10 protein-coding genes and 2 tRNA genes are annotated in these 14,937 nt (G+C 58.5%); 8 read left to right on the top strand and 4 right to left on the bottom strand.

The features are described 5' to 3' along the window. Positions 1 to 152 precede the first annotated feature (152 nt). From JNK74_04690 to JNK74_04680, 3 genes are all read right to left on the bottom strand, one after another. On the bottom strand, positions 153 to 1,499 hold the full coding sequence (locus tag JNK74_04690) for an exo-alpha-sialidase (GenBank protein ID MBL7645470.1): 1,347 nt from the start codon (positions 1,497 to 1,499) through the stop codon (positions 153 to 155). Between the two features lie 231 nt (positions 1,500 to 1,730). Beyond that, entirely contained in the window at positions 1,731 to 2,402 is a 672-nt protein-coding gene (locus JNK74_04685) for a hypothetical protein (protein ID MBL7645469.1), read from the bottom strand. Then, on the bottom strand, positions 2,395 to 3,177 hold the full coding sequence (locus JNK74_04680) for a hypothetical protein (GenBank protein MBL7645468.1): 783 nt from the start codon (positions 3,175 to 3,177) through the stop codon (positions 2,395 to 2,397). The genes JNK74_04685 and JNK74_04680 overlap by 8 nt, the downstream gene beginning before the upstream one ends. Positions 3,178 to 3,437: 260 nt before the next feature. Here JNK74_04680 and JNK74_04675 point away from each other — a divergent pair. Beyond that, positions 3,438 to 3,513: transfer RNA gene (locus JNK74_04675), tRNA-Phe, on the top strand. Between the two features lie 18 nt (positions 3,514 to 3,531). Next, a tRNA-Thr gene (locus JNK74_04670) sits at positions 3,532 to 3,607 on the top strand. 90 nt (positions 3,608 to 3,697) lie between these two features. Here the strand turns inward: JNK74_04670 and JNK74_04665 are convergent. After that, complete coding sequence (locus JNK74_04665) at positions 3,698 to 4,567, bottom strand: hypothetical protein (protein ID MBL7645467.1); 870 nt, start codon at positions 4,565 to 4,567, stop codon at positions 3,698 to 3,700. Positions 4,568 to 4,786: 219 nt separating this feature from the next. On the opposite strand from JNK74_04665, the gene JNK74_04660 reads away from it, so the two are divergent. From JNK74_04660 to JNK74_04635, 6 genes are all read left to right on the top strand, one after another. Continuing rightward, positions 4,787 to 7,126 carry an SEL1-like repeat protein gene (locus tag JNK74_04660; GenBank protein ID MBL7645466.1) on the top strand — a complete coding sequence of 780 codons (2,340 nt, stop codon included), beginning with the start codon at positions 4,787 to 4,789 and terminating at the stop codon, positions 7,124 to 7,126. A 260-nt stretch (positions 7,127 to 7,386) separates the two neighbouring features. Then, on the top strand, positions 7,387 to 10,908 hold the full coding sequence (locus JNK74_04655; protein MBL7645465.1) for an Ig-like domain-containing protein: 3,522 nt from the start codon (positions 7,387 to 7,389) through the stop codon (positions 10,906 to 10,908). Positions 10,909 to 11,096: 188 nt separating this feature from the next. Further along, on the top strand, positions 11,097 to 11,861 hold the full coding sequence (locus JNK74_04650) for an FkbM family methyltransferase (protein ID MBL7645464.1): 765 nt from the start codon (positions 11,097 to 11,099) through the stop codon (positions 11,859 to 11,861). Further along, entirely contained in the window at positions 11,858 to 13,447 is a 1,590-nt protein-coding gene (locus JNK74_04645; protein MBL7645463.1) for a lipopolysaccharide biosynthesis protein, read from the top strand. The genes JNK74_04650 and JNK74_04645 overlap by 4 nt, the downstream gene beginning before the upstream one ends. Further along, positions 13,447 to 14,088 (top strand): class I SAM-dependent methyltransferase, encoded by a 642-nt coding sequence (locus tag JNK74_04640; GenBank protein MBL7645462.1) that lies wholly within the window; start codon positions 13,447 to 13,449, stop codon positions 14,086 to 14,088. The genes JNK74_04645 and JNK74_04640 overlap by 1 nt, the downstream gene beginning before the upstream one ends. Continuing rightward, positions 14,085 to 14,936 carry a glycosyltransferase family 2 protein gene (locus JNK74_04635; protein MBL7645461.1) on the top strand — a complete coding sequence of 284 codons (852 nt, stop codon included), beginning with the start codon at positions 14,085 to 14,087 and terminating at the stop codon, positions 14,934 to 14,936. The genes JNK74_04640 and JNK74_04635 overlap by 4 nt, the downstream gene beginning before the upstream one ends. The last annotated feature ends 1 nt before the right edge of the window (position 14,937 follow it).

Raw genomic sequence — 14,937 nt, 5'->3', positions numbered from 1 at the left:
GAGCCAGCGCGGAATTATGCCATAGGGGAAACATTGGGTGCATGTTTCGGGCGGCGGCTGTCGTGGACGGATAGGACGGATAGGACCGATTGACCTGAGCATCTGTCCTATTCGTCGTATCGGTCCTATCGGCCCGGTTTAAAGCTCATCTCTCAGTACACCAAATCCCGGAAATCCTTCACCGTATGAAAGGTGATCAAGTTCCCATTGTGCGCGTCGTGGGCGCGGTGGTCGCCGGAGCGACTGAGCACGTGGATGTCGTCGCCGTCGATGACCATGGAGGCATAGTGGCGACTCTGGCCAAAGTTGCCTGTGTCGGCCACGCGCGCGGCGAAGATCCAGTCGATGCAGTTCTTCGAAAAATGGAGCACCAGCCGCTGCCGCTCGTTATTCGGCAGGTTGAAGCGATTTTCCGGCAGACGATCCGGGCGTGTCATGGAATCCGTTGCCTGGGTTGAGAGGAGCCAGTACAACTTCGTTTTGTCGTCGTAGAGAATATGAAACTTCATCTGGCCGCCGGGACACGGCACATAGAGCATCGTCGCGCCGGAAGGGGCCTGCTCCAGCGACACGGTGAGTGCACCCTGTTCGTCCTCCACCACCTTCGCAATGCAGGCATAGCCCGAGCCGCCCGTGTGCGCCCGGGCCCAGAGGTGGAAGGTGCGGCCCGAGGGATCGCACCACAGGTGATCTGGGTCCACAAACTGCACCACGTTCGTTTCCAGCCAACCGATGGGCGACATGGGCCGTTTGATCTTTGAGCCGGGCGCTTCCACGCTGCCCACGCTGAAAAAGGGCACACCCATCAGATTCGGCGCGCCATGCTGCGCGATGGCCTCGTTGAAGGTGAGTTCGTTGGAGAAGGTCCACGATTCCCGCTTCGACAGATCGTCGTTTACATCGGCGGACATGAGCACGGGCGCCATCACGTGGACATCCCAATAGGGCAGATTCGGCTCCAGCACCCGCTCCATGACCAGGTAGACCCGCCCGCGCGTGTAGTGAACGTTCGACGGCGCCTGGTGCCACTTCTCGCCTTTGGAAAACCACACCGGTTCCTCCCAAGTTTCCCCACCATCTGTGGAGCGCATGATGCCCAGGTCGCGCTTGTGCCCGATGACATAGACCGCATCGCCAGCCGCGAAAGGCCGCGCATGAATCAGCGGCATGTCACTCCGGTGCTGCCAGGTTTTGCCCCGATCATCGCTGGTGTAGGCCTTGCCGTCCCACAGGCGTCCATCGGCGTCGGTCTCAATACCGGGAAGTTCCTTAACGCCATCGCCACCCTGATCCATCGTGGCCACGAGACGCCCCGAGGGCAGCAGCGTCAGGCCGGGACTATACGCCCAGACCCGCGCGGGATCGGGCGAGGTATAGACAGCAGACTCCGTCGCGGAAATGGGGATGGGCGATGTTTTCTTCGGCGCTCGTGCGCTGGCCGATGCGGCGGGGAGAAGGCCGCCTACGGCAATGGATTGGATAAACGTTCTGCGTTCCATGGGGATTCCTGTGGGGAAAGGTTGCAGCTCTTGGCAATGTTGGAATCATCAGTGACACGGACAGTGAAGGAGAAGGCGGAAGAGATTCAACCTCAAAGCACGCAAATAGAACGATTACAGGACCGCCTTTGCGCTCTTTGAGTTCTTTGAGGTTCCATTTTTCGTTGGCTTAATGAAAATCAGGCTGCGAGCCCGCGAGGGCGTCAGTCCCGCAATTGTCGTCCCGGATTGCTATTCATGCCAATAGGCCCAAGCGCCCATGCGCTCAAATGCGCTGCTCTCTTCGGGCGGGTAATTCTGATTCGGGAAGTACAGGAACAGGTCAAAGTTTAGCCCGCGACCGACCGGCACACAAAGTACCCAGGGATTGCCCTTCCATATGGAAGATTCGTTGCCCATGTGTAGCTCATACTTTGGATAGGCCGCCAACCCCGTAGACGGCACGGAATCCAAGTACTGGGGGACAAGTTCCTCCAGTGATTTCGGGGGGTGGCCTTTCGCCTTCTCAAATGCCGTGACCGCTTCGACCAGAGGCATGCTGCGCTCGGCCAGGGAGTGAAAGCTGACGGTTCGGATCGTATTTGCCGCCGATCTCAGCGCGGTGCCGGTGGCCAGGTAAATGACGCTGAGTAGCAGCAGGCGCAGGCCGAGCGCGCGCAACTTGGCAAACAATAGAAACACGATACTGCACGGGATGACCAGGAAAAGGGTCCCGGTGGCCAGCGCAATCGTCATCAGCACGCCGATAAAGTCAATGCTGTGGAAGGCTTTGGGGGCTTGCGGAATGACACTCAGAAATACGCAGGCATTGATCGCGCCGCAAGCGAGGAAAGAGAGCACTATAAAGCGGCCCAAGGGGATTTGGTCGAAGGGCGGAATGTCCGGGGGACGCGCTTTACTCATGCATGTAGCCCCATGCGCCCAAGCGTTCAAAACCGTTGCCTTCAAATTCTTCGGGGTAGTTCTGCAGGGGAAAATATAAGAATCGGTCGAAGCTTCCCAGGCCGCGGTTCGCCCGCACATCAAGCACCCACGGATTGCCGAGCCAGTAAGCTGCCTCCTTGCCGGTCGAATACTCGATTCGCGGAAAGGCGGCCAAGCCCGTGCCGGGGATCGCGCTGATATACGCCGGCACCAATTCCTCCAGTCGCTCGGGAAGTCGGCCCTCCTTCGCTTCGAACGCCTTCACCGCTTCCACGAGCGGCATGCTGCGCTCCGCAAGGCTGCTAAAGGAAGCCATGCGGATTGTTGCGCCCGCCCAGCCCGATCCGAACAGCGTGGCGAAGTAGATCGCGCTGCCCAGTAAGAGCCGAAGACCGAGGCTGCGCGATTTCGGTATCAGCAGGAATACGAGGCCGCAGGGAGTGGCAAGAAAAAGCATCGGCAGCGATAGCATTGCCGTTATCGCCGTCCCCGCCCATAGCCCGGCGCGGTAGGTCCAGTCGATCTGGGGCAGGTCGTTCAAGAACACGAAGCTGTTGATCACACCGCAAGAGATGAACGTCACCGCTACGAAGTGCCCGAGTGGGGTTTGTCCGAGCGGCGGGGCTTCTTTCTTGTGCTTCAACGAGCGCCACGGCCACAGCAATTGCTCCAGCCTTGGCTCGCGCGGGGTGGCGTTTGCGTCATCGTGAACGTCCATAGCGCCACTATACAACGATGCGGCAAGACGCGCCACTATTGATTTCCGTCACGACGCGTCCCAAAGTAGACCCAATGTGCCGTGCGAAACGGGTCCAGGTCACCCCACGCGTCCACGGGGACGGGCACGCGCGAAAAGGCCCATGTGGCAACGATTGGCGCGCTGGGGCAGCCCTCGCGGCGCGTGCTCGCAAGCGTAAGGGGCGCGAGTCCGTCCCTGCATCGTCGTCATCGCGCTAAATTCGGTCACTTTCTTGACTCGGCCTCCGGATATTTTGTAGACTACTGCTTCCCGGTGCCGGGATAGCTCAGTTGGTAGAGCAGCGGACTGAAAATCCGCGTGTCGGCAGTTCGACTCTGCCTCCTGGCACCATTTTTTTGCCTCTCTTATGCTGGAATAGCTCAGTCGGTAGAGCGCTTCACTCGTAATGAAGAGGTCCGGGGTTCGATTCCCCGTTCCAGCCCCAGTATATCCTTATCACCAAACAACTTACGAGATTCGTTGTTTGGTGGTTTTGTTTTTGGGGCCGATTGAATCGCGCTTACTTGGGTGCTCGTCAGTGGGCTTCCAGGTAGACCTCTGCAAAGCGCAGACCGAGCTTCTTGAGGCCTTCGTGGTCGTAGTGGCCATTCTCCAGTTTCTCATAAAAATCGGGGGAGTGTGGCTCCGGGCGCTGGGGGATCAGGTGGACGTCGGGTGTTTCCCCCGCCACGCGCCGCATCCCGCGAACGACGTCGGGACCGCCCACTTCAAAGAGCAGGAAGGGGAGGGAATTCTGGTTTGTGTCCGCTCGGATCCGGGCAATCAGCGTCTTCAGATTGTCCCCATAGGCGCGAGCAGCCTCGGGAATGTTGCCATCGCTCTCACCCTGCACCCATAGCATTCCACGCAGTTCGTAGTCCTCGGGGGGATATCCGGCGAGTACCGCCCGTGTATAGGCCACCAGTTCGCCATAGAGTTTTGGGGCCTCCGTCTCCTTGGTCGTGGCGGCTTTCTCAGGGCTCCAATCCGGATTCCACGCGCCATGGAGCGTTGTGGCGCCGGCCGTCCGTTTGATGAAGAGAAAGCGTTCCTGGGGCCAGGCCTCGGCCAGAGCAATTCCGAAGAAAAGCTCCGGTCCGAAGATCTGCTCGCACTTATAGATCTCACCGATTTCGGGCGAGGGCGCGACAGGACCAAGCGGGCGAACCGATTCGCCGTTATAGGCGAGGGTAATGCGATCTCTTACCCGGGCGAGTCGCTCCCGATCCGCGTCGGACAGTTTCGCGCCATCGGCGCGGCCCTCCATATTGGACTGTCCGGCGAAGATGAAGACATTGATCTTTCCAGTGGTCTGCTGTTGTGGCGAAGCGGTTTCCTGAGGCTGGGCCGAGGCGACGAGTCCCAGGATAGTGAGACCGACCAGGGTTGCGCGTACCAGTAACATGTGTTTGGACCTCCCGGCATTTTCCCAGACGCACTCACTATAGATTGATGGGAACACGGGGCGCAATCTCAAGCAGTAGTGCCGGGGAGGCGTGACTGAGAGAAAAGACGTCCGGCAATCCAGGCGTGTGGAGTCGTTTTTTTGGGGTGCCTTTTGTAAATTCGACGAAAACATGGCAAACTGTATCGGAGGAGGGGCACATCCAAAAGGGAGCTATTGATGATCGAACTCACCTGCCAGCACTGCGGTACGTTGCTGCGAATGGATGACTCGTTTGCAGGGCGCGATGGCTGGTGCCGTGAATGCAAGCAAATGGTCATTATTCCTTCGGGGAACCAGGTCATACGGGTGGAGGACCTGCCGCCCGGGGAGGCTATTGGCCGCCTGCAGCACCTGCTGAGCTACGCCGCGCGCAAGGCGGATCAATACAAGCAGTATCTCGCGGAGAAGGCGGCGGAGGATGAAGCGCGGGCACGCCTGGCGGCGAACCTGGTGGAGGAACAGCGGCGCTCCGCTGCGCTTTCGGCCGAGTTGGATCGCATTAAGGCGATACCTCTGGAGCCATCCCCCCTGCTTGACGACATCGATCTCGAGGGCCCCCTTGAAGCGGAAAAAGCGCGCGAAGAGGCTGCGGCCCTGATCACCACCCTGGAGTCCGATCTGGCCCTGGCCCGTGAAAACCGGGCTGCGCTGGAGGCCGAGCTGGAGAAACAAAGCGCCGAAATCAAGGCGCTGAAGGAGGCGCTGGAGGGTGCGCGCGGGGCGGAAGTGGCGGCGACGAGCCAGGTGCTGTCGCTGGAGGAAGAACTGGCCTGCGCCCGGCAGATGCTGGAAGAGGCCAGTCGCAATCTTGACAGCGCGCGAGAAGAGGCCCGCGTGTGCACGGATGCGCTGAAGGCGCTGCGCAATGAGTATGAAGGGATGGAGGCGGCGCGTCTGGACGCGGTCAACCACCTGCGTGAGGTGGATCTGGACCGGGATTTGCATCGGGAAGAAGTGGAACGTCTGCAGGAGATGCTCCATACCTTGGAGGCAGAGCGGGACGACCTCGGTCGACGTGTGGCTGCGGCCGAGGGGCTTGTGGATGAGTATACGGGGGCTGCGCGCTTGAACGAGGAAAAGTCTTTGAAACTGGAGGCCGATTTGTCGGCCCAGCAGGCGCTGATCGCCGAATTGACCGCCGAGCGGGACGCGCTCAAGGCGGCGGCGGATGAGGACCGCAGGGGGCTGGCCCAGGCCGACGGGGAGCTGGAAGCCGCTCGGGAATTATTGGCAAGTCTGGAAACGGAACGGGAGAAGCTCCGCGCGGAAGGCGCGGCGGATCGAGAACGGGTGGCGCAATTGGCGGTCGAGCTCGGTCGGCTGGGTGACAGGCTTCGAGAAGCCGAAGAAGAGCGGGACGCGTTGAAGCTTCGCGTCGACACACTAATCGAGTCGGCATCGGAGCGACAAAGTCGGGAAATTCCGTCGGAAACCGGGGACGCCGGAGGAGAGGCCCTGCGCAGCCTGGAGACGAATCATGGCCCGGGGGCCTCCGAACTGGATGCCGGGGCCGTCGCCAGGATTCTCGACACGTTTACCGGTGCCGGAAGCAATGGCACTGGGGGCGCGGCGGTGACTGAGTCCGGCCAGGCAAAGTCGGAATCGCCCGCCGGACGGGAACTCGTCCCCGTGCAGGAAAATGGCGGAGATGATGAAGCACTGGAAGGGGCTAACGGTGCGGACCGAAGCCGGGCGAGCTTCGTGGAACGCTGGCACCGGGAGGCGGAGAAGGAAGGGGCGACCAAGGCGCAGTACCGCCTGGGGGTTCGCTATGAGCAGGGGCTCGGCGTCGAACGGAACGAGGCCGAGGCCATTCGCTGGCTCACACGGGCCGCCGAAGATGGCCACGCGGGCGCGCAGCATCACCTGGGGCAGATGCACGCGGAAGGACGCGGTGTGCTTCAGGACTTCGGGATGGCGCTGCGCTGGTATCGCATGGCCGCCCTCCACGGAAATGCCCGTGCGGAGTGTGAAATTGGCAAGATGTATCTCCAGGGTATCGGTGTGGCGCAGGATGAAGGGGAGGCCCTGCAGTGGTTTGGTCAGGCCGCCGAGAAAGAAGATGCGCTGGGCTATTACCTGCTTGGGCAACTCCATGCCACGGAAAATGGGGCTCATATGGATCTGGCCAGGGCCCGGCGCTGCTTTGAGCGCGCCGCCAAACGGGGTCACGCCGCCGCACAGTATGAAATGGGCAAGTTGCTCCGAAATGGCATCCAACTGCCCCAGGATGACCGCCGTGCGGCGGAATGGTTTACCCTGGCGGCGGAACAGGGGCACCGCGAGGCCCAGCTCGCCCTCGGCGGTTGCTACGAAACCGGGCGGGGAGTCATTCAAAACTTTGCTCAGGCCTATGCGTGGTACAGTCTCGCCGCGACGACACTTGATATAGCGAGGACCGCCCGTGACCAGTTTGCCGCCGCCTTGACCCCGGATCAGGTGCTGGAGGGGCAGGTGCTCGCGGCGGAACTCGCCCATCGAGTCGAGAAGTCGATGCTGATGAAGGCGGAAGTTTGACGGACGATAGTTCGAAAGGGGGAACCGCGTCGGTTAGTCGCCGTATGCGTTGGTCGTTCATGAGCCCGATGTTGGCGCGTTATGAGCAATTCGGCAGTGAAAGGCTTTCGCAGCCAAGCGCGCGGAAACCTTCGCAAGATTGCTTTATCCGGGTTGCAAATTTCTGTCACTTCTGTGGTACACTCCAACGGGACGGGTGGACTTTTGGCCGTTGGGATCGTGGCGGCCTTTGTTCCGGGAGTTTTTCGAGGAAGCGTTGCATGTGGCGTAAGAGCTTTATGGCGGTATCAATTGGTATCGCCCTGTCCCTGACGGGCTGCCCTCCCGATGGAGGGGAGAGCTTTCTCACGCTGAGTCCAGCGTCCGTTCATTTGGAAGTGGGGCAGAGCGCCGAATTGACCGCCGACTCCAGTGCGACGCTGGATACGTTGACCTGGACCTCCGACAAGCCGAGCATCGCGTCCGTGTCCCCTCAGGGGCGCGTTACCGCCGTCGCCGTCGGTTCGGCCCAGATCACCGTCACCAGCCGCCGCACCGAGCTGACCGACACTACCGCCGTCACCGTGGCCGAGAATCTGCCGCCCGCCATCACCATCGGTGAGCCCTCCGCCGCCGTCACGCGCCAGGAGCCGGTCTCCTTTGCTGTGGCCTATGGCGGTGCCGCCGAAATTACGCTTGCCGCCGCCGATATCACCCTGAATACCACCGGCACCGCGACCGCCGTACTGGGCGAACCCGTCGCGACGAGCGATGTCGTCCGCAGCATCCCCATCGATTCCATCGCCGGAGACGGCACCCTGAGCATCTCCATCGCCGCCGGCACCGCCACGGACACCGAGGGCAACACCGCACCCGCCGCAGGGCCGAGCGCCGAAGTAACCGTGGACAACACCGTGCCCACGCTGGAGATCAGCGCGCCCTCGGTCAGCACCACGAACACGGGCCCCGTGGACTATCTGGTCAACTACACCGGCGCCGACAATATTACTCTTTCCACCGCCGATGTGCTCGTGAACGGCACGGGCACCGTGGCCGCGACCCTGGCGGATGTGGCCGCGACCAGCGAAACCGAGCGCACAGTCAGCTTTTCCAGTATCGATGGCGACGGAACCCTCGGCATCTCCATTGCCGCGGCCACCGCCTCGGACCAGGCGGGCAACACCGCCGCCGCCGCCGGGCCCAGCGGGGAAGTGGTGGTGGACAACACGCCCCCCACCGCGACCATCAGCGCGCCCAGCCCTTCGACCACGAACAACGGCCCCCTCACCTTCCGCGTGACCTATGAAGGCGCCAGCGCGATCACCCTGGCCGAGTCTGACGTGCAGATCAACGGCAGCGCCGGGGTCGTGGCGGTCCTCGACGAAATCGAGGCCACCAGCGACACCGTCCGCACCATCCGCTTCTCCACCATCGCGGGCGACGGCACCCTGGGCATATCCCTCGCTGCCGGCACCGCCACCGACGTCGCTGGCAACCAGGCCCCGGCCGCCGGGCCCAGCGACACCGCCACCGTGGACAACACCGCGCCGACCATCACCATCGGCGATCCCTCCACCGACAACACCAGCGCCGGGCCCGTCACCTACCCCGTGACCTACGAAGGCGCGAGCGACGTCACGCTTAAGACCGCGGACGTGACCCTGAACCGCACCGGCACCGCCAACGCCCAGGTCACCGCGATTACCGAGGCCGACGGTGGTCGCTACGACGTCACCCTCGCCAACTTTATCGGGAACGGCACGGTGGGCATCGGCATCGCCGCTGGCACCGCCACCGACGCCGCCGACAACGACGCGCCCGCCGCCGGGCCCAGCGCCACCGTCCAGGTGGAGAACACCGGCCCCACGCTCCTCATCGGGCCGCCCTCCGCCACACACACCTTCGAAGAACCCGTCAGCTACACCGTCACCTACGCCGACGCCACCGCAATAGACCTCGCCCCGGCCGACATCACCCTCAACAGCGAAGACGGCGTCACCGCCACCATCGCCGTCACCGGCAGCGGAAACACCGAACGCACCGTCACCCTCAGCGCCTTCAGCGGCCTCGGCGAAGTCACCATATCCATCGCCGCCGGCACCGCCCAGGACGGCGATGCCAACCAGGCCCCCGCCGCAGGCCCCAGCGCCCCCCTCACCGTCAGCCCACTCCTCGAACCCGGCAGCGGCTTCACCGGCCCAACGCCCCAGCCCGACCCCGTCGGCGACCCCGGCGCCCCCGGCATCGACGCCAAAGCCATCGCAAGGTGGGACGTCGTCCCCTACCAGACCTTCGAAAAATACTTCAACGTCGGCGTCGTCGCCTTCCACATCAACGACATCGACCGGGTAGCCTTCTCCGTAGAAGGCGGCCCCTGGCAGGCCGTCCGCGAAATGACCCTCAACCCCGAGACGGACGTGGTGGAATACTGGATTGGATTGGATGCGAGAGATTTCGAAGATGGGCCGATAGAGGTAAGGGCCGTGGCCTATCCGAAGGTGGGGGTGCCGAGGGTGCTGCAAGACGCGTCCGGCGATGATCTCGGCGAGCAATCGCTCAAGCTGTATACGAACGCGGGGGGAACCCTCCCCAACACCGGCGTGAAGGTCTTCGTATCTCCCGAGGGTAGCGATTCGGGCGGCGATGGTACGCGCACGAATCCCTTTCAGACGATCAAACGTGCGGTGGAAACCTCGCGCGCCAACGCCGGAGGCACCTTGGCTGGTGCAACAATATCGCTCCTTGAGGGGACCTATATCTACCCGAATGACACCGGCGATGCTGGCCTCCGTGCGGGGGATCGGTGGATGACGCTCCGGGCCGCCGAGGGCGTGGAACACACCGCGGTGGTGCTCACGGGGCCGCAGCTCGGTGTAAGGCAGAGGATGCTTCACGTACAAGGGGTGACACTCCAACTCCCAGACGCCGGTACCGTCTTCAAGAACCTGAGCGACCCTTACAACAATCACTTCTGGGTGGATGAATGTGAGATCATAGGCAACGGGTTTATTGGAGAAAACCTCAATGTGTCGACTGTCATAACTGGTGGGAATCGACCTACGTTCTATACGGACGTAGAAATCCACGATATTCAGAATACCGACTTAGGCGCTAATACCCGACTGATAAGAAATGTTTCAGCACGTAACCTCGGTGCCGACTTCAACAACTGCCACGGCATAACAATAAATGCCTCGGTGACCCACATGCGACACAATGCAGGTGTCCACCCTGATGTCGTTCAAATATTTCCGGTTGTTGACAATGTAATCTTCTATGGATTGGAAGCGCGGGACGTGGTGGCGCAAGGGATCAGTATCGGGGATCCTGCCTCGCAGTGTTCGAATGTGGCCGTTGCCAACGCGCTACTTGAGCAGACTGCGGGTTCAGGCATGTGGCAATGGGGACCTACGGGTACGGTGGTGAATCACATCGTCTTCTGGCACGTCACGTGGAGGAGATTTGGGTTCATCAGTCAAAATGATACTATCGCCAACCTTAGCATCAAGAACTGCGTGCTAGAGGCAATCACGGGGGCGCTAGCTCTTGGTTCGTTTACGAATCTCGACGTTGAGAACAACCACTTTGTAGAAGGTGCAGTTGCCAATACAAATACGACTTGGGGCGTCACTTTCACTACCGGAGATCCCGGCTTTACGGATGTCGCCTTCGGCGATTACAGGCCTGGTTTCGGCTCTCCTCTCCGGGCTCGAGTAACAGAACCCCTGGTCCCAGTAGACCTGATTGGTCGGCCATTGCGAATGCCCGCCGCGATCGGTGCACTGCAACCATCATCACCGTAAAATTTTAAAATGGCGCATTTCACACGTGCCACTGGCGAGTCAGGGTAGCGTTGAATCTCGCGACCGCGCAAATAGATTCTTTTAAAAACTCTCTGTCGTCTCCATAAGGAGAGGCACGTGTGCATTGACTATACTCTCGAGACCCAACAATGTGTCTGTGCTGCGAAAACACGACCACGGAGTTAAGTGTGAGATATAGAAACTTAGTTAAGCGTTGTGTTCGCAGTTTAGGCTTTGAATTGCGACCACAGACCAGTATTCCATTCGGTGTGGATTGGTGTTGGGATGTGCGTGGCATAATGGGCGGCAAGGAGCCTATGTGTGTTTTTGATGTGGGAGCAAATCGTGGGCAGACTGCGCTGAGACTTAGCGAAGAATTTTCTAACTGTCAAATTTATTCATTTGAACCGGTTCCATCCACTTTCGAAATGTTATGCGCGAACATCTGCTCTCATCCGAACATCGAAGCCATCAACTCTGCCGTTGGCGAAGAAAGTGGCGTCATTAGTATAACGTATGAACCTGGTTCCGGCAGCAATACGACGATTCCGCGAACAGGGACGAATCTGCCAACGGTTACTGTTCCCCTGACAACAATTGATGAATTCTGTACGGCGACCAAAATACCCTTAATCGACTTACTTAAGATCGACGTTGAAGGCGGAGAGCCAAATGTTCTCCGGGGCGCACAGCGCATGCTCGAAGCTAGAAATATACGAGCAATCCTAGCAGAATGTGAATTCACTCGCCGCGAAGACGAGCCGCATGGACTATTTGATGAGATATGGTCGTTTTTGAGGCAATATGAATTCCGAGTCGGGGCTTTTTATTCAGGTGGCGTAGATCGTTCGGGATGGGTTTGGGGAGACTGCCTCTTCGTTCAGGTTGGTCGGGGTCCCTCTCATGTAATTTGCTCGCCATGGGCCAGCACTTCGGACTCTCATATCCGATGACACGTCTCGAATCTACCACCCCTGACACCCCCGCCGCTTCTCTCGCGGCAGACCAAGCAGTTGCGATCCCAATCGGCTTCGACAATGGTCATTTTGCTACCGGCCATCTTATGGATGACATCAGAGGTCGTTCCGTTCGTGGTGGCGCTGTCACGCTAGCCTCCCAAGCTGTAAAATTCATACTGCAATTTGGCTCAACCATGGTCCTTGCGCGCCTACTGTCCCCTGGTGACTTTGGGCTTATTGCTATGGTTACAGCAGTAACTGGCTTCGTTGAAATATTCAAAGACGCCGGTCTCTCCGTCGCCACGATCCAACGAGAGCATGTCAATCATGATCAAGTCTCGACCCTCTTCTGGATCAATGTTCTCCTATCTATCGTTGTTATGTTTGTTGTTATCGCGTCAGGCCCTGCAATTGCTTGGTTCTATGGCGAATCTCGTCTCATTACTATTACCGCCGCACTTGCGACCGCTTTCATTTTTAGCGGCCTCACCGTGCAGCATCAGGCACTTATGCGTCGACAGATGCGCTTCAAAGAGTTGGCGATTGTCGATATCTTGTCTATGGCTGCTGGCATATTCATTGCCATTTTCATGTCGCTGCAAGGATTGGGGTATTGGTCACTTGTTGGGATGACTATCGCGTGTGCTGCCGCCAATTGCGTGTTGGTATGGTTGAGATGTGGTTGGCGGCCAGGCGCACCTTCTCTGCGCAGTGGTGTCGCGGATATGCTACGCTTCGGCGGTGGCTTGACGGGATTTAGTTTTTTGAATTACTTCACTCGTAATGCTGACAGTATTATAATCGGTTATGCTTTAGGTGGCCCCTCGCTCGGAGTATATTCTAAGGCTTACGGTTTACTAATGATGCCTATGCGGCAGATTAACGGACCAATTGATAGTGTTATACTCCCCACCCTCAGTCGTTTGCGGTTTGAGCCAGATCGCTATCGGAGCGCCTTCTTGCGCGCAGTTAGTATGTTGTCGTTCGTTGGTATACCTATAGTCGCTTTTCTTTTCGTGGTCGCAGACGAGATAGTGTATATTATCCTCGGGAGCCAATGGGAGGGGGCAGCAGCTGTCTTTCGCTGCCTAATGCCCGCCGCTCTTTTGGGTACCATCAATGTTGCGCCGGGTTGGTTATGCGTCTCGCTCGGTAGGACGAAGGTACCGCTCATTTGGTCTGCGATCTCGGCACCGATCAGTATCGTAGCCTTCCTAATAGGTGCTTACTGGGGAATTATAGGAGTGGCGGTGGGATTCTCTATAAGTTGGTGCGGGCTTTTTACTCTATTCGTTGCTATGGCCTGCCGTCACTCACCCGTGACATTCTTGCAAACGGCTGGTTGCCTACTCATGCCGCTAGTTGCCGCATTCTTTGCGGTATTCATATCCCTACTATTCGTACAATTAACTGCTGATTTACGCTTTAGTGTTCTAGGGAGTGTTCTAGTTAACTTAGGAATTTTTGCGACAGTCTATTTTTCCTTGTTCGCTTTTCTGCCCTCGGGACGAGTTCGTCTCAATTGGCTATGGCGGGATGGATTCAAAGCACTTGTAGCTCCGAAGAGTCAGGAAATTTAATGAAGCAACAAGATCTTCGCTATGTCCCAGGACGGGTTCACTACTCAATCGACTACGTTAAGGGTGGACGAATTTTCAGCTATGCGCATCAGATTGATTCGGTGATTTCCTTCGAACCAGTTACGGTGCTCGAGATTGGCGCTGGCGGCGGCGTGGTGACGTCCGCGTTAAGAGCTCTGGGGTTGGGAGTGACAACGTTGGATGTGCAGACGGAGCTTCGGGCAGACATCACGGCGTCAGTTACTGAGATTCCATGCAGCGACAAATCCTTCGATGTCACACTATGTAGCCAGGTACTGGAGCACTTGCCATTCGAACAATTTGCGCCTGCCCTTAGCGAACTTCGGAGAGTTTCCAAACGAGGCCTCGTACTCAGTCTCCCAGATGCTTCCAGACATTGGTATATTGCCGGAAGGCTACCGAAACTTCCGGAGTTTAAAATCCCGTTCCAACTTCGACGTTGGGCACCGGTTCCCGATCACGCGTTGGAAGGCGCCGGTCACTATTGGGAAATTGGCTACTCTGAATATCCACTCACTAGAATTCTTCGTGAAATTCGTGAAGTAGGTTGGCGTCTAGATTCAACCTGGCGTGTAACGGAAATGAGTTGGCACCGATTTTTTAGATTGGAGAACTCGTGAGCGGCGACGTTGATATTCTGATGGTTACTTATGACCGTGCTGAGTATACCCGCATTACACTCAATCAACTGCTTGACACGTCTACCGAGGGTACCCGTATATGGATCTGGCATAACGGCAACCATCAGCCGACCCTCAACGTAGTACGTTCATATCTTGATCACCCTCGACTTTTCAGGTTTCATCACAGCAATGAGAACAAGAAGCTTCGCGAGCCAACCAACTGGTTCTTGACCGAGGCAGAGGGACCGTATCTGGCAAAAGTTGATGATGACCTGCTGATGCCTGCCGGGTGGATTCAGCGAATAGTGTCCGCGTACCAAGCCAATCCGGATGTGGGCGTATTGGGAACATGGCCATTTATGGCGGAAGATATTCGGCCGGAGCTTGCGGAAAGAAAAGTAGTTCCCTTACAGGGTGGGGATAGCATGATGCTCAACTGCTGGGTGGGTGGGAACGGAGTGGTCGTCAAGAAGGAACTGGTTAAGAAGATCGGTCTGATCCGAAAGAAGGAATCATTTCCGCGGTGGATGATGCGTGCCTGTGCGAAGGGATACAATGTTGGCTGGCTGTATCCGTTTATTGTTTGTGAGAATCTAGATGACCCGCGTAGCGAATTCTGCAGGATAAAAACGGACGAGGATGCCAAGCGTTACGCGGGGCTTTCGAATCAAGTCCTTGGGTTATTCACAGTGGAAGAACTTGTTAGTACGATCAGGGAGCAAGCGATTGGTGTGCAAATGACTCCCTATGATATCCGTCAACACATTGGCCCGCGCGCTTTCGCCCGTCGCGTCATCGGGAAGGTCGGGCGAGTTATTTCACGTCATGTCAAGGAGAGGGGATAAC

The organism is Candidatus Hydrogenedentota bacterium (assembly GCA_016791475.1).
Taxonomy (GTDB): Bacteria; Hydrogenedentota; Hydrogenedentia; order Hydrogenedentales; family JAEUWI01; genus JAEUWI01.
This window is presented reverse-complemented; position numbering and strand designations above follow the sequence as displayed.

Bases quoted from the DNA above. Each gene is read 5' to 3' on its own strand.
- JNK74_04645 (MBL7645463.1), top strand. From the start codon at position 11,858: ATGACACGTCTCGAATCTACCACCCCTGACACCCCCGCCGCTTCTCTC.
- JNK74_04685 (MBL7645469.1), bottom strand. From the start codon at position 2,402: ATGAGTAAAGCGCGTCCCCCGGACATTCCGCCCTTCGACCAAATCCCC.
- JNK74_04660 (MBL7645466.1), top strand. From the start codon at position 4,787: ATGATCGAACTCACCTGCCAGCACTGCGGTACGTTGCTGCGAATGGAT.
- JNK74_04640 (MBL7645462.1), top strand. From the start codon at position 13,447: ATGAAGCAACAAGATCTTCGCTATGTCCCAGGACGGGTTCACTACTCA.
- JNK74_04665 (MBL7645467.1), bottom strand. From the start codon at position 4,567: ATGTTACTGGTACGCGCAACCCTGGTCGGTCTCACTATCCTGGGACTC.
- JNK74_04655 (MBL7645465.1), top strand. From the start codon at position 7,387: ATGTGGCGTAAGAGCTTTATGGCGGTATCAATTGGTATCGCCCTGTCC.
- JNK74_04690 (MBL7645470.1), bottom strand. From the start codon at position 1,499: ATGGAACGCAGAACGTTTATCCAATCCATTGCCGTAGGCGGCCTTCTC.